17 protein-coding genes are annotated in these 20,891 nt (G+C 66.1%); 16 read left to right on the forward strand and 1 reads right to left on the reverse strand.

Translation table 11 applies throughout. The features are described from left to right. The first annotated feature begins 48 nt into the window (after positions 1-48). The 12 genes from ACLI1C_RS16655 to ACLI1C_RS16710 all read left to right on the forward strand — a co-directional run bounded on the left by ACLI1C_RS16655 (position 49) and on the right by ACLI1C_RS16710 (position 16,054). Positions 49-1,815, forward strand: a complete 1,767-nt coding sequence (locus tag ACLI1C_RS16655) for a type I secretion system permease/ATPase (RefSeq protein ID WP_411398675.1) — start codon at positions 49-51, stop codon at positions 1,813-1,815. After that, positions 1,812-3,824: a cadherin-like domain-containing protein gene (locus ACLI1C_RS16660; protein WP_411398676.1), complete on the forward strand. Its 2,013-nt coding sequence runs from the start codon at positions 1,812-1,814 to the stop codon at positions 3,822-3,824. The genes ACLI1C_RS16655 and ACLI1C_RS16660 overlap by 4 nt, the downstream gene beginning before the upstream one ends. A 23-nt stretch (positions 3,825-3,847) precedes the next feature. Beyond that, positions 3,848-5,194, forward strand: a complete 1,347-nt coding sequence (locus ACLI1C_RS16665; protein WP_411398677.1) for an HlyD family type I secretion periplasmic adaptor subunit — start codon at positions 3,848-3,850, stop codon at positions 5,192-5,194. 276 nt (positions 5,195-5,470) lie between these two features. Then, on the forward strand, positions 5,471-6,376 hold the full coding sequence (locus ACLI1C_RS16670; RefSeq protein ID WP_411398678.1) for a sulfurtransferase: 906 nt from the start codon (positions 5,471-5,473) through the stop codon (positions 6,374-6,376). A gap of 88 nt (positions 6,377-6,464) precedes the next feature. Then, positions 6,465-7,679 (forward strand): YeeE/YedE family protein, encoded by a 1,215-nt coding sequence (locus ACLI1C_RS16675; RefSeq protein ID WP_411398679.1) that lies wholly within the window; start codon positions 6,465-6,467, stop codon positions 7,677-7,679. Between the two features lie 430 nt (positions 7,680-8,109). Further along, positions 8,110-8,691, forward strand: coding sequence for a DUF6969 family protein (locus tag ACLI1C_RS16680; RefSeq protein WP_411398680.1), 582 nt, complete (start codon positions 8,110-8,112; stop codon positions 8,689-8,691). A 173-nt stretch (positions 8,692-8,864) separates the two neighbouring features. After that, a complete protein-coding gene (locus ACLI1C_RS16685) occupies positions 8,865-9,065 on the forward strand; it encodes a hypothetical protein (RefSeq protein ID WP_411398681.1) in 201 nt (66 codons plus the stop codon). A 181-nt stretch (positions 9,066-9,246) separates the two neighbouring features. Next, a complete protein-coding gene (locus tag ACLI1C_RS16690; protein ID WP_411398682.1) occupies positions 9,247-11,034 on the forward strand; it encodes an ATP-binding protein in 1,788 nt (595 codons plus the stop codon). Further along, complete coding sequence (locus ACLI1C_RS16695) at positions 11,031-12,368, forward strand: sigma-54-dependent transcriptional regulator (protein ID WP_411398683.1); 1,338 nt, start codon at positions 11,031-11,033, stop codon at positions 12,366-12,368. Before ACLI1C_RS16690 ends, ACLI1C_RS16695 begins: the two co-directional genes overlap by 4 nt. Before the next feature lie 198 nt (positions 12,369-12,566). Next, positions 12,567-13,520 carry a TAXI family TRAP transporter solute-binding subunit gene (locus tag ACLI1C_RS16700; protein ID WP_411398684.1) on the forward strand — a complete coding sequence of 318 codons (954 nt, stop codon included), beginning with the start codon at positions 12,567-12,569 and terminating at the stop codon, positions 13,518-13,520. A gap of 63 nt (positions 13,521-13,583) precedes the next feature. Then, complete coding sequence (locus tag ACLI1C_RS16705; RefSeq protein ID WP_411398685.1) at positions 13,584-15,674, forward strand: TRAP transporter permease; 2,091 nt, start codon at positions 13,584-13,586, stop codon at positions 15,672-15,674. Then, the gene (locus ACLI1C_RS16710) at positions 15,674-16,054 is read left to right on the forward strand and encodes a DUF1850 domain-containing protein (protein WP_411398686.1); all 381 of its coding nucleotides are present in this window, start codon (positions 15,674-15,676) and stop codon (positions 16,052-16,054) included. The genes ACLI1C_RS16705 and ACLI1C_RS16710 overlap by 1 nt, the downstream gene beginning before the upstream one ends. 4 nt (positions 16,055-16,058) lie before the next feature. Here ACLI1C_RS16710 and ACLI1C_RS16715 read toward each other — a convergent pair whose 3' ends face one another. Next, the gene (locus ACLI1C_RS16715) at positions 16,059-16,616 is read right to left on the reverse strand and encodes a PAS and helix-turn-helix domain-containing protein (protein ID WP_411398687.1); all 558 of its coding nucleotides are present in this window, start codon (positions 16,614-16,616) and stop codon (positions 16,059-16,061) included. A gap of 154 nt (positions 16,617-16,770) precedes the next feature. Between ACLI1C_RS16715 and ACLI1C_RS16720 the strand changes: the two genes are divergently transcribed. From ACLI1C_RS16720 to ACLI1C_RS16735, 4 genes are all read left to right on the forward strand, one after another. After that, positions 16,771-17,487, forward strand: a complete 717-nt coding sequence (locus tag ACLI1C_RS16720) for a CoA transferase subunit A (protein ID WP_411398688.1) — start codon at positions 16,771-16,773, stop codon at positions 17,485-17,487. Beyond that, positions 17,487-18,146, forward strand: coding sequence for a 3-oxoacid CoA-transferase subunit B (locus ACLI1C_RS16725; RefSeq protein ID WP_411398689.1), 660 nt, complete (start codon positions 17,487-17,489; stop codon positions 18,144-18,146). The genes ACLI1C_RS16720 and ACLI1C_RS16725 overlap by 1 nt, the downstream gene beginning before the upstream one ends. Continuing rightward, a complete protein-coding gene (locus ACLI1C_RS16730) occupies positions 18,143-19,318 on the forward strand; it encodes an acetyl-CoA C-acetyltransferase (RefSeq protein WP_411398690.1) in 1,176 nt (391 codons plus the stop codon). Before ACLI1C_RS16725 ends, ACLI1C_RS16730 begins: the two co-directional genes overlap by 4 nt. A 66-nt stretch (positions 19,319-19,384) precedes the next feature. Next, positions 19,385-20,800 (forward strand): sigma-54 interaction domain-containing protein, encoded by a 1,416-nt coding sequence (locus ACLI1C_RS16735; RefSeq protein ID WP_411398691.1) that lies wholly within the window; start codon positions 19,385-19,387, stop codon positions 20,798-20,800. Positions 20,801-20,891 lie beyond the last annotated feature (91 nt).

The raw sequence follows: 20,891 nt of genomic DNA on the forward strand, positions 1-20,891 counted from the left end.
AATCAATCCCGGCCGGGCAGCATTCATTCGTTCTCGGGGGCGCGCATCATGTCTACAGCCAGCACAGCCAAGAGCCTTGCCGAGCATCGCGGCGACGCCATGCTCAAACGCGAGTTCAAGGGGATCGGCGTCTACCTGTTCTGGATTTCCGGCATCATCAATGTGCTGGCCCTGACCGGCTCGTTCTACATGCTGCAGATCTACGATCGGGCACTGACCAGCGGCTCGATCCCCACGCTCGCGGCGCTGTCGGTGCTGGCCGTCGGCCTTTATCTCTTTCAGGGCGCCTTTGACGTCGTGCGCAGCCAGCTGCTGGTTCGCATCGGGGCGCGGCTCGACCGGTTGCTGGCGCCGATTGCCCACCGGGTCAGCGTCGACATGCCCAGATTCGGCTTTTCCACTGCCGAGGCGCTGGAACGCGGGCGGGACGTCGATACCCTGCGCACCTTCATGGGCAGCCAGGGCCCGGTGGCCCTGTTCGATCTGCCCTGGGTGCCGCTCTACATCCTCTTTGTCTATTTCCTCCATCCGATGCTGGGCGCAGTCACCCTTGGCGGCGCGGTGGTCCTGACGCTGTTGACGGTCTGGACCGAGATCAAGTCGCGCAAGCTTTCCAGCGCCGCCCAGCAGGCCGGCGTGGCGCGCAACGCGATTGCGGATTCCAATGCCCGAAATGCCGACGTTCTCAAGGCGATGGGTTTTGCCGGTCGTGCCGTGGCGCGGTTCAACAGCGCCAATCAGGAACACCTCAAACTGCAGACGCAGGCCAGCGACATCGTGGGAACGTACAGCGCGTTTTCGCGTGTCCTGCGGATGTTGCTGCAATCGGCGCTACTGGGACTTGGCGCCTATTTCACCATCCAAGGGCAGATGTCGGCCGGCGCCATCATCGCGGTCTCGGTGGCCTCGGCCCGCGCGCTGGCCCCCATCGACATGGCCATCGCCAACTGGAAGGGCGTGATCGCCGCCCGGCAAGCCTTCAAGCGGCTGCGCGAGACCATGGTGGCCCTGTCGGGCATGACCAAGCCGCTCGACCTGCCCGCGCCCACCAAGTCGCTGAAGATCGAGAAGATCACGGTCGCGGCACCCGCTACCGGCCAGGTGCTGCTGTCCGAGGTCGGCTTCGAGCTGCATGCCGGCCAGGCACTGGGTGTCATCGGACCCAGCGGTGGCGGCAAGACCACGCTGATCCGGGCGCTCACCGGGATATGGCCCGTGCTACGGGGCGGCGTGCGCCTCGACGATGCCGAGCTCAGCCAGTGGGACGAGGAGGTGATCGGGCGCTATATCGGCTACCTCCCCCAGGAAGTGGCGCTGCTGGACGGCACCATCATCGAAAATATCAGCCGGCTTGACCCGACGCGCGATGGCAAGGCCATCGTGGCAGCCACACAGGCCGCCGGTGTGCACGAGATGATCGTCCGGCTGCCCGATGGATACGACACCCAGCTTGGCCCGATGGGCACGGCGCTCTCCGCGGGCCAACGCCAGCGCATCGGCCTGGCACGAGCGCTCTACAAGGATCCGTTTGTCGTCGTCATGGACGAACCCAATGCCTTCCTCGATGCCGAGGGAGAACTGGCGCTCAACCGCGCCATTGCGCAGATCCGACGCCGCGGCGGCATCGCGATCGTCGTGGCGCATCGCCCCAGCGTCCTGTCCGAAGTCGACATGGTCGCCGTGATCCAGAACGGGCGCCTCACCAGTTTCGGACCCAAGGACAAGGTCATCGCCCAGCAGAAGGATGGACCTGCCGCTGACAATGAGAGCCGGCCAAAGCGACCCAAACCTGTTCTGGCGGAGCAAGCGGGATGATTATCGAAGCCAAAAGCACGCGCGAGTCGTCCACGCCGCAGGATGGACGCAAGCGGTTCGAGTTCATGACACCGGAGCGGCTGTCGCGACTGCCGCTCTATGTCGCCGGCATAGCCGTCATGGTCGCCGCCTATCTCAAGAGCGCGATGGAGGGCCGCGCCTTGTCGCTGGCGCCGCAATCGACGCCCGAGGAAATGCCGCAGACCCTGCCGCCACCCGTGAACTGGTGCGTCCCCGGCGAGAGTGTGCTCGCAGCGGCCCTCGACGACCAGGGCGTCGATCCGACCGTGACCGGCAGCACTGATGGCGGCGGAGCAGGACCACGCAACCAGATTGGTGTCGGGCTTCCCTGGCCGGGCCGCTACATCCCCATGGATGCGCCCATCATACAATTTACCCGGCCGTTCGAGCCGATTACCCCATCGGTTCAGCCCTACTTTCCCGCGGCGTTCGGGCTGTTTTCGTCAAACGACAATCCGGTGACCGTCCCACAGAGCCTTGCCGAAAAGGCGGGCAGCTCTGATACCGGTCCGGGGAAGGAGAGCCTGCCCGACCTGGACGACGAGGATACGAACGAGCCCGATGACGGGGATGACGTTCGCCTCAACCGGGCACCGAACGTTGCCGGACCGGTGCGGCTCAACGACGTGTTCGCGGGTCAGGTTGTGCTTATCGGCCTCAGCCAGTTGCTGTTTGGCGCCCACGACCCCGACGGCGACCCGCTGACGATCATGAGCATGAGTGCCAGCGGAGTCGCCCTGGTGCGCAGCACCGACGGCTGGACCGTCAGTACGCAGCCGGGCATGCTTGGGGGCGTCACGCTGACCTATGCCATCAGCGATGGCGAAGCCGCCATATGGCAGACTGCCCATTTCGACATTGTCCGCAACACGCAGACCCTGACCGAGGGCGACGACCTGCATGTCGGAACGCCCTTTGACGACGATATCGATGCGCTCGGCGGCGATGACATCGTCGATGCACGGGGCGGCAACGATCTGGTTGTCGGCGGCGATGGCGACGATCACATCAATGGTGGTGACGGCGATGATCACCTGTTCGGCGGGGCCGGCGACGACGTGATCTTTGGCGGCCGTGGCGACGACATCATCCATGGTGGCGATGGCGACGACCGTCTGTTCGGCGATGAGGGCAATGACACCATCCATGGCGAGGCGGGTGACGACGTTCTGTCCGGCGGCGATGGCGACGACCTGCTGCTGGGCGGCGAGGGCGACGATGAACTCGATGGTGGCGCGGGCAACGATGTGCTGCTGGGAGACGCCGGCAATGACCATATCTATGGCGGCGCGGGCGATGATGCGCTGATCGGCGGCGCCGGCAATGACACCTTGATGGGTGGCCAGGGCAATGACGTGCTCACCGGCGGGGATGGCTGCGACGTTATCGAGGGCGGGGAAGGCGATGACCGGATCGCCGGCGATGCCGGAAACGACCGCATCGATGGCGGCGCCGGCGACGATCTGCTGGACCTGTCGGCGGCCTGCGACGATCTCATTGTGGATTTCACCGGCGGAGAAAGTTTCAGCCAGGAGTTCGGCAACGACAGCTTCACCGGCATCGAGCGCGTGTTTGGCGGGGCCGGCGACGACATCTTCCTCATCGGTGCCAATGCCACGGTCACGATGGGTGGTCGCGGCCGGGACACCTTCATCTTCGAGATGACGGACGAAGACCCGTCGCTCAGCGAGGATGTCATGCATGACATCCTGGACTTCGTCGTGGGCGACCGCATCCGTGTCCTCGACTACGAGGTCGATCGCGAGGCCAGGAAGCTGGAGAAAGACCTGTTCAAGTCGGTCTACCAGGACGACGACGATGACGACTGGCTGCGATCCGACCTGCCGATCATCGTGCGCCACGAGCGCAGCGACGGCGTCGATCGCACCACGATCATGGCCGATGTGGACCATGACGATGTCTACGAAATCACCATCAACATTCACGGCATTCACCTGCCGGTCTCTTTTGAACCCGTCACTGCCTAGGGCAGTGCTGCAGTGGAGCTGATATGACCATGGATATTGCGGCCCCTTATGGACAGGCGATACCGACTTTCCAGCCTCGGAAGGGCCATGATGACCCCTTCTCGATGCGCGGGCGTGTGGTGTGGGGTGCCCTGTTCGGCCTTCTCCTGATCGGTGGCCTCGGCGGATGGGCGGCTACTGCCAAGCTGTCCGGGGCCGTCATCGGCGTGGGTACAGTGCTGGTGGATGAGGACCTGAAGGTCGTTCAGCACATCGATGGTGGCGTGCTGCGCGAGATCGCCGTCAAGGAAGGGGATGTCGTGGCCGCCGGCCAGGTGCTGTTGCGGCTCGATGATGTGCAGATCCGCGCGGAGCGCTCGATCATCATGGGACAACTCATGGAGCTGACGGCGCGGCAGGCCCGGCTCATCGCGGAACGTGACGGCGCGGCGTCGCTCGTCTTTCCTGACGGCTTCTTGGATCAGCACCCGGATGCGCCGCTGATCGCAGGCGGTGAGGAGCAGCTTTTCGAGGGGAACCTGCGCAATGTGCAGTCCCAGAAGGAGCAGTTGCTGCTCCAGGTGGGCCAGCTGCGCCAGGAGATCAACGGACTGCAGTTCCAGCACACCGCAGTTCTCGCCGAACTCGTTCTGGTGCTCGACGAGCGTGACCGGATGCGATCGCTGGCCCAAGACCGACTGGTCGAGGCCTCACGCGTCAGCACCATCGAGCGGGACGTGGCTCGCATGCAGGGCCAGCAGGGGGAGATTGAAGCCAACCTGGCGCGCGCCGAGTCGCGGATCAGCGAGATCGAGCTGCAGATACTGGAACTGGATGGCACCGTGCGTACGGAGGCATTGCGCGAATTGCGCAATGTCGAAGCACAGATTTCCGAGCTGGGTGAGCGCCTGGGCGCGGTCGTGGAGCGATTTGCCCGCACGGAGATTCGCTCTCCCGTCAGTGGGACCATCAACGAGCTGAACGTCACGACGCTCGGCGGGGTCATCTCTCCGGCGGAACGCCTGATGACAATCGTGCCGACCGATGCCGATCTTTCGATCGAGTTCCGGGTGGCCATCAGCGATATCGACCAGATTGCGGTTGGGCACGAAGCCACCCTGCGGTTCAGCGCCTTCAACCAGCGGCTGACGCCAGAAATGGAAGGGGTCATTACCCGCGTTTCTGCGGCAGCCCAGCACGACGCCCAGAGCGGAGAGAGCTATTACCTCGCCCAGGTGATGGCGAATGGGGACACCGACAGCCTGGGCGTCCGCGGACTGGTGCCCGGCATGCCGGTCGAAGTCTTCGTGCAGACCGAGGAGCAGGTGGCGCTGGCCTATTTCATGAAGCCCTTCACCGACCAGGTCACCCGCGCCTTCCGGGAGGAATGAGAGGGAATCGGTAGACGCGAAGCGTTTCGGCATCGAGACGACACTGCAAGGGATGTCCAGGGCCTAGTGACCGCTGCCCTCCAGGCGGCCGTTCAGGCCGTCCCGTTACCACTTCGCCAGTCAGATCGACCTGGCTCGGTCCATTAGCAGAGCATTCCACTGCCGCGCGGCGCCTTAGTGGGGTTTTCCATGAAAGGTTTGAACTTTGGCGCGCCATACGTCGCAAGCTGGGCCGCTTCAATCTAGAATCGTCCATCACTGTCAGGAGTTTACGTAATGCGTTTCGCACCGCTTCTCGCCGCTGCCGCCATGGTTGTCGCAGCCCCTGTCTTTGCCGTTGCGCAGGACATCACGCCGCTGGTGACCGCCGAGTGGCTCAAGGCGCATGCCGGTGACGAGAACCTCAAGATCATCGATATCCGCGACGACATCGAGGGCACCGACCTGGGCGAGCTGCCCTATATCGCCAATGCGGCAGTGGCGCCCTATGCCTCGGCCGGATGGCGCGTCGAGGTGGAAGGCGTTCCGGCACAGATCCCCGCGCCCGAGCAGATCGCCGAGCTGATCGGTGGCCTCGGCATCGATGGCGACGATCATGTCGTGATCGTTCCCTGGGGCACCGATTCCTCCGAATTCGGCGGCGCCACGCGCGTCTATTGGACCTTCAAGTATCTCGGCCATGACGCCGTCTCCATCCTCGACGGCGGCTGGCGCCAGTATGATGCCCTCGGCGGCGAGCGCGTCGCGACGCCACCCACGCCGGTGGCAGCCGAGTTCCCGGTGACGCTGCGTCCCGAACTGCGCGCCACCACGGCCGATGTCGAGGCCGCGCTGACGGCCGGCGTCGCGCTGGTCGATGGCCGTCCCGAAGAGCAGTATCTGGGCCAGTCCAAGAGCCCCGTCGTGCGTATCGAGGGCACCATTCCGGGCGCCGTCAACCTGCCCCATTCCAAGCTCTACAGCGGCGAATATGCCAGCTTCGCGCAGCCCGAGACCGTGTCGGCCCTGACCGAGGCGCTGGGCATTGCGGCAGATGAAAAGAACATCGTGTTCTGCAATACCGGTCACTGGGCATCGATCGCCTGGTTTGCCCTCTATGAGGTCGGTGGCAACAAGAACACCACCATGTATGACGGCTCGATGGCCGAATGGACGGCCGATCCTGCCCGCCCGGTCCAGTAAGCCGACCCCACGAATCCTTTGAAACAGCTCCGGCTCTCGCGTTAACTGGCGCGACAGCCGGAGTTTCCCATTTGAGCCGCAGCGATCCATGACCGATATTTCCACAGCCGCCCCACCCACCTATCTGCCGCCGGCCATTGCCGACCGGGCGCCCCTGCTGGTGACTGCCGCCTTCCTGGTGCTGGGCTTTTTCGCCATCACCTGGCTGGTCGACCTTCGCCAGGGCGGGCTGTTCCTGATCGGCGGCGCGCTGGGCGCCACGCTCTATCACGGCTCGTTCGGCTTCACCGGCGGCTGGAAACGGATGGTGGTGGACAAGCGCGGCCGCGGCATGCGGGCGCAGATGCTGACCATCGGCGTCGCCGCGCTGGCGATGATCCCGTTGGTGGCCGCCGGTACGATCGGCGGGCAGTCCATGGTGGCGGCAGCCGGCCCGGTCGGCGTCTCGGTGCTGCTGGGCGCCGCCATGTTCGGGCTGGGCATGCAACTGGGCGGCGGCTGCGGCTCGGGCACGCTCTTCACCGTCGGTGGCGGCTCGGCCCGGATGCTGGTGACTCTGGCCTTTTTCATCATCGGCGCGTTGGTCGGCACGGCGCACCTGCCGTTCTGGCTGCTGCAGCCCAATATCGGCATCATCAGCATCGGCGCCGAACTGGGCGTGGGCTTTGCCATTGCGGTGACCATTGCCGGGCTGGCGCTGGTGGCGCTGGTGACGGCACTGATCGAAAAGCGCGTGCATGGCAATATCGAGCCTGAACCGGCCCCGGCGCGGCCGGGCTGGAGCTGGATCCTGCGCGGACCCTGGCCGCTGGTCGGGGCCGGGCTCATGCTGGCTCTGCTCAATGTCGCCACACTCCTGCTGGCCGGGCACCCGTGGTCGATCACCTATGGATTCGGGCTATGGGGCGCCAAGATCGCCCAGGCGGTCGGCATCGACGTCGCCAGCTGGGAATTCTGGACCTGGCCGGCCCAGGCCCAGGCGCTCAATTCGAGCGTCCTGGCCGATACGGTATCGGTCATGGATTTCGGCCTCGTGCTTGGTGCCGCGCTGGCGGCGGCGGTGGCTGGAAAGTTCGCGCCCAAGGCCAAGCTGCCGCTCGGCTCGCTGCTGGCGGCGGCGGTCGGCGGGCTGCTGATGGGCTATGGTGCGCGGCTGTCCTTTGGCTGCAATATCGGCGCGCTGTTTTCGGGCATTGCCACGGGCAGCCTGCATGGCTGGCTGTGGTTTGCAGCGGCCTTTGTCGGCTCGTTCGGCGGCATCGCGCTGCGCCCGCTCTTCGGTCTGGACGGGTTCAAGAAATGAGCCAGCGCAACACGCTCCTGTTCGGCGCGGCTCTGGCGGTGACCACCGCCGCCATCGCCTATGATACCGTGACCAATCCGGTGCCGCCACGGCCCGCCGCCCAGACCCAGGCTGCGGCAGGGGGTGGGGCCCCCTGCGCAGCCGGTGCCCCGTGTGCGGCCGGCGCGCCCTGCGCCGCCGGAGCGCCAACCCTGGCAGCCCCACCGCCGCCTCCCGCTGTCGCGCCCTGCGCGGCTGGCGCACCGCAATTGGCGGCGCCACCGCCGCCTCCGGCGCAGCCGCCAGCGGCGTCAGGGCTGCGCGCCCCGCCACCACCTCCGGCCCAGCCGCCGGCAGTCGAGACCGCAGCTCCCGCGCTGCGGGCCCCGCCACCGCCGCCGGCCAGCAAGCCTGCGGGTCAGGAAGCGCCCGAGCTGGTGGTCGACAACTGATGCGCGATGAGGCCAGGGACCGGGCGCTGGCGGAAAAAGCCTTCTGCGAGGCGGTGCTGGCCAAGGGCGGCTTGAGCGTGCTCAGCGAAACGCTGCGGGGCGCCGAGACGATCGACGCCTGGGCGCATTATCCGGCCGGCGACGTGTTCGATCCGGCCAGCAATGCGCAATGGTACTATCACTGCCACCCGGCCGAGGATGGCAGCGCCGAGCACGGTCATTTCCACTGCTTCCAGCGCCCGCAGGGTCCCTCGGGGCCGATCCATCACCTGGCCGCGCTCGGCGTCGACGCCACCGGACGACTGCTGCGGATCTTTACCGTCAATCAATGGGTGGTCGGCGACGACTGGGCCGATGCCGAGACGACGATTGCCGCGCTGGCCCGCTTCGACATGCAGATGCCGCAGCCATCCTACCTGGTAAATCGCTGGCTGACTGCGGTGCTCGTCGCCCATGAAGCCGAGATTGTGGAACTGATCCGCGAACGCGATCGTGTCCTGGCTGCCCACACCCCACCGGCGGGAGTGTCAACACGCGAGGATCGAGCGATCGAGGTGACGTCGGAATTGCGCCTCGCCTAGCCAAGATGAGAGGGGATGGATCCGCGCCGGAACGAGGCGTCGCGGCGCGAGGCTCCTTCCTTGCCGGTCCATTTGTCCAACCAGCCGGCCTCCTTTCCTTGAAGCATCGCGAGGAAGATGTGCAACGTCAGCGCGCCGGAGCCGTTGGACAGGCATCATGGAAGGGGATTGCGATGACTGACGACAATGCAAAAGCGCCAGGCCTGCAGGATGTCGAAGCCGGCAGCGATGCCGACGCTAATCCGGCGCCGCCAAAAGATCCCAATAAGACCACGCCTGCTCCGCTCGAAACCGACGATGGTGAACAGGCCGACGACAACATCGATGACAACGGAAACAAATCCGGCGGTGGCAAGATGGACCAGCCAACGTAGCGAAGCCTGACGAAAGATGCTTCGAAGCTGGACGCAACTCCCGGCAGCATCAGGCTCCCGCAACCAAAAGGCCCAGTGAACCCAGCCGGTTCACTGGGCCTGTCCTTTTGGGCGATGGCCCTTTTCCTGCCAGCACGGCTCTGACACTATCGCGGGCACGACAGGGAGGACTGTCCGGCCAGTGAAGAGTCTTGTGATCAAGCGCGTGCACCTTGCCGCGGCGGGTATTCTCGCCGTTGCGGGCCTGCTGTCGGTTGCCGTCTGGTGGGCGGCGCTGGAGGGTGGCAAGGCCCGCGTTGCCGCGCAACTGCAGGACCGGCTGACCATTACGCTGCGCTCGGTGGAGAGCGAGGTCGAGCGCTTCCGCTATCTGGCCGGGGTGGTCGGCGAAGACGCCCGTATCGCCGCGATGCTGACGGGTTCCGGGGCCGAGACCGAGCGGCGCACCAACCTCTATCTGCAATCGGTGCGCGAACGCTCGGGCGCCGACGAGGTCTACCTGCTCGACCTGTCGGGCACGACGCTGGCGGCGAGCAACTGGAACGAGCCGGGCAGCTTTGTCGGCATCAACTACAGTTTCAGGCCCTATTTCAGCGATGCCATCGCCAGTGGCGAGGGGCGCTATTATGCGGTGGGCGTGACCACGGGCAAGCCGGGCTATTTCCTCTCCGCGCTTGTCGAGGGCAGTGCCGGTCCGCTCGGCGTGGTGGTGGTGAAGGTGGATATGTCGCCGCTCGAGGCGGCATGGATGCAGACCGCCGAATTGACGGGCCTGGCCGACCAAGCGGGCATCATCTTTCTCACCGGCCGCCCGGACTGGAAATACCGGCCGCTGCGCGCGCTGTCGCCCGAGGCGGCGGCGGCCATCATTGCCGAGCGGCGCTACGACAATATCGATGTCACCCAGCTCGACCCGCTGGTGCCGGCCGATACGCCGGCCATCGAGACGGCGGAGGGCCAGGTGGTGCTGGGGAGCGCTGCGGTGGAGCCGGATGGCTGGCAATTGTTCACCGGCCTGCCGATGCAGCCGGTGCATGACGAGGCGCGGCTGGTGGCGGGGCTGGCGGCGATGGCGTTCCTGCTGGCTTCGGCAGTTACCCTGTTTTTCTGGCAGCGCCGGCAGATCGTGCGGCTCAAGCTCGAGCAGAACGCAGTGCTGGAGCGGCGCGTGGCCGAGCGCACCGAGGCGCTGGCACGCGAGATCGATGAGCACAAGCGCACCGAGGTGGAACTGCGCCATACCCATGAAAGCCTCATCCATGCCGCCAAGCTGGCGGCGCTGGGGCGCATGTCCGCAGCCATCGTGCATGAGGTCAGCCAGCCGCTATCGGCGCTGGACAATACGCTCGCCGCGGCCGGCATGCATGCCGAGCGCGACGCCAAGGCGCAGGTGAGCAAGAGCCTGGCCTCGGCGCGCGACCTGCTGCGCCGCATGCAGCGCACGGTCAAGCATCTCAAGACGTTTTCGTCGCGCCAGGATGCCAGTGCGCCCGAGCCGATCGATATCGCCTCGGTGGTCGAGGCGGCGCTGGAGATTGTCGAGCCGCGCGCCCGGGAATCCGCTGTGATCGTGAGCAATGACGTGCCGGCGGGACTACCCATGGTGTCGGGCAGCCAGCTGCGGCTCGAGCAGGTGCTGATCAACCTGCTGCTCAACGCCATCGACGCCACCGCCGCGGCCGGCAACAGCGAAATCAGCCTGCGCGCTGCGCAGGTTGCCGACCGCATCGAGCTCCGCATTGCCGATACGGGCGGCGGCATTCCCGATGACATCATGCGGCGCATGTTCGAGCCGTTCTTCACCACCAAGACGACCGGGGAGGGGCTGGGCCTGGGCCTGTCGATCAGCCGCACCATTCTCGAAGAGTTCGGTGGTGGCGTCAGCTTCGCGCCGGGCGCGGGGGGCGGGACGGTGACGCTGGTGCAATTGCCGCTGCACATCGCCGGCCGGATGCGGGTGTCGGCGTGACAAGGGGCCGGATCGCCTTCATCGACGATGAGAAACAGCTCTGCGAGGCCGCCGAGGACTGGCTCAGCGTGTCCGGCTTTACCGTGGCGACCTATCAAAATCCGGCACAGGCCATGCGCGAGATCGATCCGCACGCGTTTGACTGCGTGGTGTCGGACCTGCGCATGCCGGGCGCGAGCGGCTTTGACGTGCTGACCCATTTCCGGGCCGCCGACCGCGACCTGCCGGTCATCCTGCTGACCGGGCATGGCGACGTGCCGGTGGCCGTCCGGGCGATCCAGACCGGGGCCTATGATTTCATCGAGAAGCCCTATGATGCCGACATGCTGGTGACGGTGCTCGACCGGGCGGTGGAGCGCCGCCGGCTCAGGATCGAGATCGACCGGCTGCATGACGGGGCCGGAGCGCCGAGCATCGAGGACCGGCTGATCGGCATATCGCCGGCCATTGTTGCCCTGCGCAGCTCGGTGGCCCAGCTGGCCAGCATCAATGTCGATATCCTCATCACCGGGCAGACCGGCACGGGCAAGGAGGTGCTGGCGCGCGCACTGCACGAATTCGGCGCCCGGTCGGCGGGCAATTTCGTTGCCATCAACTGCGCGGCGGTGCCGGAGTCGATCTTCGAGAGCGAGATTTTCGGGCACGAGAAGGGCGCGTTCAGCGGCGCCGTGGCCGAGCGGGCGGGCAAATTCGAATATGGCCAGGGCGGCACGGTGTTTCTCGACGAGATCGAGTCCATGCCGCTGGCGCTGCAGGCCAAGGTGTTGCGGGCCATCCAGGAGCGCACGGTGGTGCGGCTGGGGTCCAATCGCGAGCGGCCGATCGATGTGCGTTTCATTGCCGCCACCAAGACCGACCTGCGGCGCGAAAGCGAGGCGGGCCGGTTCCGTTCCGACCTCTACTACCGCCTTGCCACGGTGGAGCTGGCCCTTCCGCCGCTGGCCGAGCGGCGGGAGGATATTCCGCTGCTCTATGGGGTATTCGCCCGGGCGGCGGCCGAACGGTTCGGCATGGCGCTGCCCCAGGATATGGACCTGACAGGCCTCGGCGATCAGCCCTGGCCGGGAAATGTGCGCGAGCTCAAGTCCGCAGCCGAACGCGCCGTGCTCGGCCTCGCCAGCCCGGCATCGCCCCGCAGGTCTCGCGGGCAGGCAGGGACGTTGCCGGATCGTGTGGCGCGGTTTGAGGCGGAGGCGATCGCGCAGACCCTGCGCATGACCAATGGCTCGACGGCAGAGGCGGCCGAGCAGCTCGGCCTGCCGCGCCGCACGCTCAACGAGAAGATCGCGCGCTATGGCCTGCGGGGCGCCGACAGCGAGGCGGTGGAGGGCTGAGCGCTGGCGGAAATCCGCCCGGATCGCCTTGCGCTGGCGGATTTCCGCCAGGTTTTCCCGGGTGGGACTTACCAGTGGGCAGCATTGCCGGGGACGAGCCGGACAAACCTGCGCTGGCACGGCGCTTGCAAAGCGTCAGGCGTGCTGCCGTGGAGAAGGCGACAGCGCAACCATAATCATGCCAGGGAGGAAATCTGCATGACCATTCGTACCGCAAGCAAGCTTGCCGGTGTTGCCGTTGCCATTGCTGCGCTCAGCGCGCCAGCCGCGACGGGCCAGGAATTCATCAACATCCTGACCGGCGGAACCTCGGGTGTCTATTACCCGCTCGGCGTCGCGCTTTCGGAAATCTATGCCGAGGAAATCGACGGCGCGCGCACCCAGGTGCAGGCAACCAAGGCCTCGGTGGAAAATCTCAACCTGCTGCAGCAGGGCAAGGGCGAACTGGCCTTTGCGCTGGGCGACTCGGTGAAGGCCGGCTGGGACGGGGTCGAGGAGGCGGGCTTCCCGCAGCCGCTGACCGAGCTGCGCGCCATTGCCGCGATCTATCCGAACTATGTGCAGATCGTCGCCACCGCCGAATCCGGCATCGAGACGCTGGAAGACCTCAAGGGCAAGTCGATCTCGGTCGGCGCACCGGCATCGGGCACCGAACTCAATGCCCGCGCCATCTTTGCCGCGGCCGGGATGAGCTACGAGGATCTGGGCAAGGTCGAATTCCTGCCCTATGCGGAATCCGCCGAGCTCATCAAGAACCGCCAGCTCGACGCCACCCTGCAGTCGTCCGGCCTGGGCGTGGCCTTCATCAAGGATCTGGGCGCCACGATGGATATCAACATCGTCTCGGTGCCCACGACCGTGGTCGAGACGGTGGGTGCGCCCTATGTGCCATCCTTCATTCCCGCCGGCACCTATGACGGCCAGGACGAGGATGTGACCACGGCGGCCATCGGCAATATCCTGGTGACCCATGCCGGGGTGAGCGATGAAACCGCCTACCAGATGACCAAGCTGATGTTCGAGAATCTCGAGCGCCTCAAGGCGTCCCACTCGGCAGCGGCCGGCATCAATCCGGAAGCGGCCGTATTGGGCCTGACCATCCCGCTGCATCCGGGCGCGGAGCGCTACTATCGCGAGGCCGGCCTGCTCTAGGTCGTCCGGTCCGGGGCGGGCGACCGCTCCGGACCGCTTCTGCCGGATTCTGGGAGGAAATCCATGACTACCATCACTGCGGCGCCTAGCGCCGAAGAGGCCGTCGAAGGCCTGCCCCCCGGCTTTGGCGCGGGCATTATGGGCCGCGTCGCCTTCGGGATCGCCATCGCCTTTGCCCTGTTCCAGCTGTGGAGCGCCGCCTATGGCACGCTGCCCAGCCAGGTGGTGCGGGCCATGCATGTGGCCTTCCTGCTGCTGCTGGGCTTCGGGCTGGTCGGCAACCTTGTCGCCAAGACCATGTGGGGCAAGGCGTTCTTCTGGGGCCTGGGCGTGCTGGGCTTTCTCACCGGCGTCTATAACTGGGTGTTCTACGCCGACCTGCTCAAGCGCAGCAGCTTCCTCACGCCATTCGACCTGACGGTGGGCACGGTGACGATCGTGCTGGTCTTCGAGGCGGCCCGCCGGCTGATGGGCCTGCCGCTTGCCGTCATATCGGGTCTCTTCCTCGCCTACTGTTTCTTCGGCCAGTACATGCCCGGCCCCTTCGTGCATCGTGGCTATGACTTCGCCCAGATCGTCGAGCATTTCGGCTTTGGCACCGAGGGCATCTACGGCACGCCGGTCTATGTCTCCTCGGCCTATATCTTCATCTTCGTGGTCTTCGCCGCCTTCCTCGAACGGGCGGGCATGCTGATCCTGTTCAACGACTTTGCCCTGGGGCTGGTCGGGCATTGGCGCGGCGGTCCGGCCCAGGTCTGCACGGTCTCGTCCGCGCTGATGGGCACGATTTCGGGCTCTGGCGTCGCCAATGTGGTGGCCAGCGGCCAGTTCACCATTCCGCTGATGAAACGGTTCGGCTTCCGTTCGGAATTTGCCGGTGGCGTCGAGGCGACGTCATCGATGGGCGGGCAGATCATGCCACCCATTATGGGGGCGGTCGCCTTCATCATGGCCGAGACGCTGGACGTGCCCTATAGCGCCATCGTCATGGCCGCGATCATTCCGGCGGCGCTGTATTTCGCCACCTGCCTCTGGGTCGTGCATCTGGAATCGGGCAAGGCGGGGCTCAGCGGCATGAGCAAGGCCGAGCTGCCCAATCCCTGGCATGCCGTGCGCGACCACTGGCCGCTGGTGCTGCCGCTGGCAGCGCTGATCTACCTGCTGTTCGCCGGCTATACGCCGATCTTTGCCGGCACGATGGGGCTGGCGCTGGTTGTCGTGCTGATCCTGGGAACGCCGCTGGCGGCGGCCATCGGGCCGCGGGCATTCCGCTATGCGTTCTGGATCGCGCTGGGACTGGCTTCGGCCGCCTTCCTGCAGTTCGGCGTCAACCTGCTGATGCTGGTGATCGGCGCGCTGGTGGCAGCCTGCATCTTCGTCAAGGGCGGCATGCAGACGCTGGTCATCGTCCGTGATTCCCTCGCCGAGGGAGCGCGCAATGCGCTGCCCGTGGGCATTGCCTGCGCTGTGGTCGGCATCGTCATCGGCACGCTGACGCTGACCGGCATTGCCTCCACCTTTATCGGGGCCATCATCCAGATCGGCGAGAACAACCTGTTCCTCTCGCTCGTGCTGACCATGCTGACCTGCCTCGTCCTGGGCATGGGCATTCCCACCATCCCCAACTATATCATCACCTCGTCGCTGGCCGGTCCGGCTTTGCTGGAGCTGGGCGTGCCGCTGCTGGTCAGCCACATGTTCGTCTTCTATTTCGGCATCATGGCCGACCTGACCCCACCAGTGGCTTTGGCCTGTTTTGCGGCCGCGCCCATGGCCAAGACGTCGGGGCTCAAGATCTCGCTGCAGGCCACCAAGCTGGCTGCTGCCGGCTTTATCGTGCCCTTCATGGCCGTCTATACGCCCTCCCTGATGCTGCAGGATGGCGGCGCCATCGCGGCCAGCTTCGGCTATCCGGTGGAGGTCGTCTATATCGTGCTCAAGACGTCCCTCGCCATCGGGCTGTGGGGCGTCGCGGTGGTGGGCTATCTCTTCGCGCCGGCCAATGTGTTCGAGCGCCTTGCCTGTTTCGGGGTCGGGGTGCTGCTGATGCTGGCGCTGCCATGGACGGATGAAGCGGGCTTCCTGCTGGCTGCCCTGCTGATCGGCCAGCACTGGTGGCGCGCACGCCAGCCACGGCTGGACGCGGTGTCCTGATGCTGTGCATCGCCGCGGCAGGTCTGGTCACGGCGATGGCTACCACCAGCTTCACGCTGGGCTGGACGCATTCGGTCGAGCAGACGCAGTGGGAAGAGCGCTGGCGCATCGAGAATGGCCGGCTCACCATCGTCTCGGCCAGTGTCGAGGGATCGGGCGCGGGGATCGCCATTCCCGAGGATGCGGTGTGGGCGGATGGGGTCTGGACCTATAGGCCCGTCCTGCCGCCACTGCGCAGTCTCAACCTGGCGGCCTCCGGGGCGACGGGCGCGGGCTGGCGCCTCTGCGGCGGGGACGGGACGTGCCGCGAGCTTGGCGGCGAGGCCGGCATGCCGGTGCGGCTGTGGGTGGCTCCGGTCTGCGAGGCCCCGGCGGAGTAAGGGCCTAGATCGCGCCGGGCGGGTCCTGCCGATGGTATGAGGCGGAGAACCAGGCGACCAGTTCGGCGGTGTTGCGCACGCCGATGCTGCGCATCATGCGCAGGCGGTGCGCCTCGATGGTCCGCTTGCTGAGGCCGATTTCGGCGGCTATGGCGGCATTGGTCTTGCCCTGCGCCACCAGGGTCAGGATCTGCCGCTGCCGGCCGGTCACTGTCGCTTCGGTCACCGGGCGGTTCATCGGCTCGAAGCAGTAGAGCGCTTCGGCAAAGGGGTCGACGCCATGGCGCGAGCGGCCATTGACCCGGCACCAGAAGCGGCGGCCGCCGGCACCCTCCATGATGCGCTCGTCATAATAGACCTGGCCGCCCGGCAGGTGGCTGCGCCACATCTGGCCGGTGCGCACGAAATCGGCGAGCGCGGGATAGAGGCGGGAGAAGCTCTGGTCGATCAGTTCCGCGCGCACGAAGCCGAACAGGGCGGCAAATTCCCCATTGCAGTCGCGGATGATGCGATGGGTGGCAAACACCATGGGGACCGGAATGTCGGCCAGCGCGAAGCGCATGGCGGGGGCTTCCGTGCTTGGGGAGAGGGGTGTCGGCATAGCGTATAAATACGACTAACGGGCCGCTTCGGACAAGGCCTAACCTTGCCTGCAACGGGGTGCCGCGGGGAGCGGCATGGCCGATATCAAACAAGACAGGCGAGGAGGACGGGCTTTGCAAAAGGTCTATGCGGACGCAACGGCGGCCATGGCCGGCGTGCTGGCGGATGGAATGGTGATCATGTCGGGCGGCTTCGGGCTGTGCGGCATTCCCGAGGCGCTGATCGCGGCGATCAGGCAGTCGGGCGCCAAGGACCTGACGGTCATTTCCAACAATGCGGGCGTCGATGGCGTCGGTCTGGGCACGCTCCTGGAGACGCGGCAGATCCGCAAGATGATCTCGTCCTATGTGGGTGAGAACAAGCTCTTCGCCCAGCAGTTCCTGTCGGGCGAGCTGGAACTCGAATTCACCCCGCAAGGCACGCTGGCCGAGCGCATCCGGGCCGGCGGCGCGGGCATTCCGGCCTTTTTCACCAAGACGGGCGTGGGCACGATCATTGCCGATGGCAAGGAAGTGCGCAGCTTTGACGGCGAGGATTTTGTGATGGAGCGTGGGCTGGTGGCCGATGTCGCCATCGTCCATGCCTGGAAGGGCGATGCCGAAGGCAATCTCGTCTATCGCAAGACGGCGCGAAACTTCAATCCGATGATGGCGACGGCCGGCAAGGTGACCATTGCCGAGGTCGAGCACCTGGTCGAGGTGGGCGAGATCGAGCCCGACCAGATCCACACGCCAGGCATTTTCGTGTCGCGGCTGGTGCATGTGCCCAACCCGGTCAGGCATATCGAACAGCGCACGGTACGGCCCCGCGCCACGGCGGAGGTGAACTGATGGCCTGGACCCGCGAACAGATGGCCGAACGCGCGGCTCGCGAACTGCAGGACGGCTTTTACGTCAATCTCGGCATCGGCATTCCAACGCTGGTGGCCAATTACATTCCCACCGGCATCGATGTGCGGCTGCAGAGCGAGAACGGCATGCTGGGCATGGGGCCGTTTCCCTTCGAGGGCGAAGAGGATGCGGATCTGATCAATGCCGGCAAGCAGACCATCACCGAACTGCCGATGACCAGCTTCTTTTCCAGCGCCGACAGCTTCGGCATGATCCGGGGCGGGCATATCGACCTCTCGATCCTCGGCGCCATGCAGGTGGCCGAGAATGGGGATCTCGCCAACTGGATGATCCCGGGCAAGATGGTCAAGGGCATGGGCGGGGCGATGGATCTGGTGGCCGGCGTCAAGCGCGTCGTGGTGGTGATGGAGCATGAGGCCAAGGGCGAGCCCAAGCTGCTCAAGGCCTGCACCTTGCCACTGACCGGGCGGCGCGTCGCCGATATGGTGATCACCGATCTGGGTGTCTTCACGCTGGAGCGGCGGGGCGAACCGAGCATGGTGCTGATCGAACTGGCCGACGGGGTGAGCGTGGACGAAATCACCGCCAAGACAGAGGCGCATTTCACAGTTGGGCAGAGCCTGAAGGTGCCGGCATGAGCGACATCGTCATTGTCGGCGCGGCGCGGACGGCGGTTGGGGCCTTCATGGGCGGTCTCTCGACTGTGCCCGGACACGAATTGGGTGCCACGGCGATCGCCGCGGCGCTGCAGCGCGCCGGGGTGGAGGCCAGCGAGGTCGATGAGGTGATCCTCGGGCAGGTGCTGACGGCGGGGGCGGGGCAGAACCCGGCCCGGCAGGCGGCGATGCGGGCGGGCGTGCCGCAGGGCGCCACCGCCTGGAGCCTCAACCAGGTCTGCGGCTCGGGCCTGCGCGCGGTGGCGCTGGGCATGCAGCAGATTGCGGCCGGGGATGCGCGGATCATCGTCGCGGGCGGGCAGGAATCCATGTCGCTGGCGCCGCATTGCCAGCACTTGCGGGCACCGGCAAAGATGGGGCCGGTCACGCTGGTCGATACCATGATGGTCGATGGGCTGATCGACGCCTTTGGCGGCTACCATATGGGCATCACGGCCGAGAATGTGGCCCGGCAGTTCGGCATCGACCGGGCGACGCAGGACGGTTTTGCCCTCGCCTCGCAACAGAAGGCGGCCGCGGCGCAGCAAGGCGGGCGGTTCAAGGCCGAGATCGCGCCGGTGACGGTGAAGGCGCGCAAGGGCGATGTGGTTGTCGACAACGACGAATATATCCGCGCCGATACCAGTGCGGAGGCACTGGCCAAGCTCCGCCCGGCCTTCGACAAGGAGGGGACGGTCACGGCCGGCAATGCCTCGGGCATCAATGACGGGGCGGCTGCCCTGGTGCTGATGCATGCCGACGAGGCGGCGCGGCGCGGGCTGGCGCCACTGGCGCGCATTGCCGGCTGGGCGACGGCGGGCGTCGATCCGGCGGTTATGGGGACCGGGCCGATTCCGGCTTCGACCAGGGCACTGGCCAAGGCTGGCTGGAGCGTTGCCGATCTCGACCTGATCGAGGCCAATGAGGCTTTTGCCGCGCAGGCCTGCGCGGTCAACCAGGCGATGGGCTGGGACCCCGACAAGGTCAATGTCAATGGCGGCGCCATCGCCATCGGCCATCCGATCGGGGCCTCGGGCGCGCGGGTGCTGGTGACGCTGCTGCATGAACTGGCCCGGCGCGGCGGCAACAAGGGGCTGGCGACGCTTTGCATTGGCGGGGGCATGGGCGTTGCGCTCTGCGTCGAGCGGGTGTGATGCCGTTGCCCCGGCCATGAGCGGGGACTAGACTCGCCCATCCGAGCAAGGGAAACGAGACCGGCCATGGCGCCCATACCGACAACCGAACGCTGGCCGGCGGCCAATGGGCTGGCCAGCATCGAAGAGGCGGTGGGTGCCTTCAGCCTGCTGCGGGACTTCTTCGAAGGCGCCATCATCGTCGACGCGCAGACGCGCATCACCTGGATGGACAAGCGCTATCGCGAATTGCTCAAACTGGCGCCCGATTTCGATCCGATCGGCCTGCCGGTGGAAGACATCCTGCCCCATTCGCTGCTGCGCCGCGTGGTGGAGACAGGGCGGCCGATCCTGCTTGACATCATGAATTTCGACGATCGCCAGTTCGTCGTCTGCCGCATTCCGCTCAAGGATGAAGCGGGGGCGGTGGAAGGGGCGATCGGCTTCGTCTTCTATGACAATGTCGACTATCTCGCGCCGATCCTCGACAAGTTCGAGGCGCTGCAGAAGCAGCTCACCCGGGCACAGGCGGCGCTGACGCGGGAGCGGCAGACCAAATATTCGCTGTCGAGCTTTGTCGGCCAGAGCGAGGCGGTCAAGGAACTCAAGGCCATGGTTCGGCGCTTCGCCCTCAGAGATGGGGCGGCGCTCATCCTGGGGGAGACCGGCACCGGCAAGGAACTGCTGGCCCATGCCATCCACCAGCAGTCGGACCGGGCCGATGGGCCGTTCGTGGCCGTCAACATGGCAGCCGTGCCCGAGGCCCTGCTGGAGGCCGAGTTCTTCGGCGTGTCGCCCGGCGCCTATACCGGCGCCGACAAGAAGGCGCGCCAGGGCAGGTTCGAGCTGGCGCATGGCGGCACGCTGTTTCTCGACGAAATCGGCGACATGCCGCTGGGCATCCAGGCCAAGTTCCTGCGCGTGCTGCAGGAGGGCGAGATCGAGGCGCTGGGCTCCAACACGGTCAAGAAGATCGACGTCCGCATCATCGCGGCGACCTCGCAGGACCTCGAAGCCAAGATCGCCGACAAGAGCTTTCGCGCCGATCTCTATTATCGTGTCGCGGTGCTGACCGTGCATGTGCCGCCGCTGCGGGAGCGGCGCGAGGACATGGCGCTGCTCTGCGAAACACTGTTGGAGCAGACCATGCGGGCAGGGGACCAGCGCGGCTGGGAGATCACGCCCGAGGCGGTGGCCCTGCTGCAGGCCCATGCCTGGCCGGGCAATGTGCGTGAATTGCGCAATGTGCTGGAGCGGGCTGCCGCCCTGGCACCGAGTGAAGTCATGGATGCCGGGGTCATCAGCCGGGCGCTGCCGCCGGGCGTGGTGCGGTCGGGCGCGCCGCGGCAGGGGCTGGCCAATGCCGTGGCGGATACCGAGCGGCAGGCAATCCTTGATGCGCTCGAGGCCACCGGCGGCCAGAAATCGGCCGCGGCCCTGCGGCTCGGCGTGTCGCGCTCGCAATTCTACGAAAAGCTCAAGCGCCACAATATCACCCTCTGATTTGTCCGGACTTCCGGACAGTGTCGTGTCCGCCGTACATGTCCTGCCGTCTGCTCTGCCGGAAAACGCCCGGATTGCGGGCATTCCGCGC

Origin of the sequence: Devosia sp. XGJD_8, from assembly GCF_046614475.1 — a bacterium.
Classification (GTDB): Bacteria; Pseudomonadota; Alphaproteobacteria; order Rhizobiales; family Devosiaceae; genus Devosia.

Bases quoted from the DNA above. Each gene is read 5' to 3' on its own strand.
- ACLI1C_RS16715 (WP_411398687.1), bottom strand. From the start codon at position 16,616: ATGCGCTTCGCGCTGGCCGACATTCCGGTCCCCATGGTGTTTGCCACC.
- ACLI1C_RS16730 (WP_411398690.1), top strand. From the start codon at position 18,143: ATGAGCGACATCGTCATTGTCGGCGCGGCGCGGACGGCGGTTGGGGCC.
- ACLI1C_RS16710 (WP_411398686.1), top strand. From the start codon at position 15,674: ATGCTGTGCATCGCCGCGGCAGGTCTGGTCACGGCGATGGCTACCACC.
- ACLI1C_RS16660 (WP_411398676.1), top strand. From the start codon at position 1,812: ATGATTATCGAAGCCAAAAGCACGCGCGAGTCGTCCACGCCGCAGGAT.
- ACLI1C_RS16685 (WP_411398681.1), top strand. From the start codon at position 8,865: ATGACTGACGACAATGCAAAAGCGCCAGGCCTGCAGGATGTCGAAGCC.
- ACLI1C_RS16705 (WP_411398685.1), top strand. From the start codon at position 13,584: ATGACTACCATCACTGCGGCGCCTAGCGCCGAAGAGGCCGTCGAAGGC.
- ACLI1C_RS16680 (WP_411398680.1), top strand. From the start codon at position 8,110: ATGCGCGATGAGGCCAGGGACCGGGCGCTGGCGGAAAAAGCCTTCTGC.
- ACLI1C_RS16700 (WP_411398684.1), top strand. From the start codon at position 12,567: ATGACCATTCGTACCGCAAGCAAGCTTGCCGGTGTTGCCGTTGCCATT.
- ACLI1C_RS16725 (WP_411398689.1), top strand. From the start codon at position 17,487: ATGGCCTGGACCCGCGAACAGATGGCCGAACGCGCGGCTCGCGAACTG.
- ACLI1C_RS16735 (WP_411398691.1), top strand. From the start codon at position 19,385: ATGGCGCCCATACCGACAACCGAACGCTGGCCGGCGGCCAATGGGCTG.
- ACLI1C_RS16670 (WP_411398678.1), top strand. From the start codon at position 5,471: ATGCGTTTCGCACCGCTTCTCGCCGCTGCCGCCATGGTTGTCGCAGCC.
- ACLI1C_RS16675 (WP_411398679.1), top strand. From the start codon at position 6,465: ATGACCGATATTTCCACAGCCGCCCCACCCACCTATCTGCCGCCGGCC.
- ACLI1C_RS16655 (WP_411398675.1), top strand. From the start codon at position 49: ATGTCTACAGCCAGCACAGCCAAGAGCCTTGCCGAGCATCGCGGCGAC.
- ACLI1C_RS16665 (WP_411398677.1), top strand. From the start codon at position 3,848: ATGACCATGGATATTGCGGCCCCTTATGGACAGGCGATACCGACTTTC.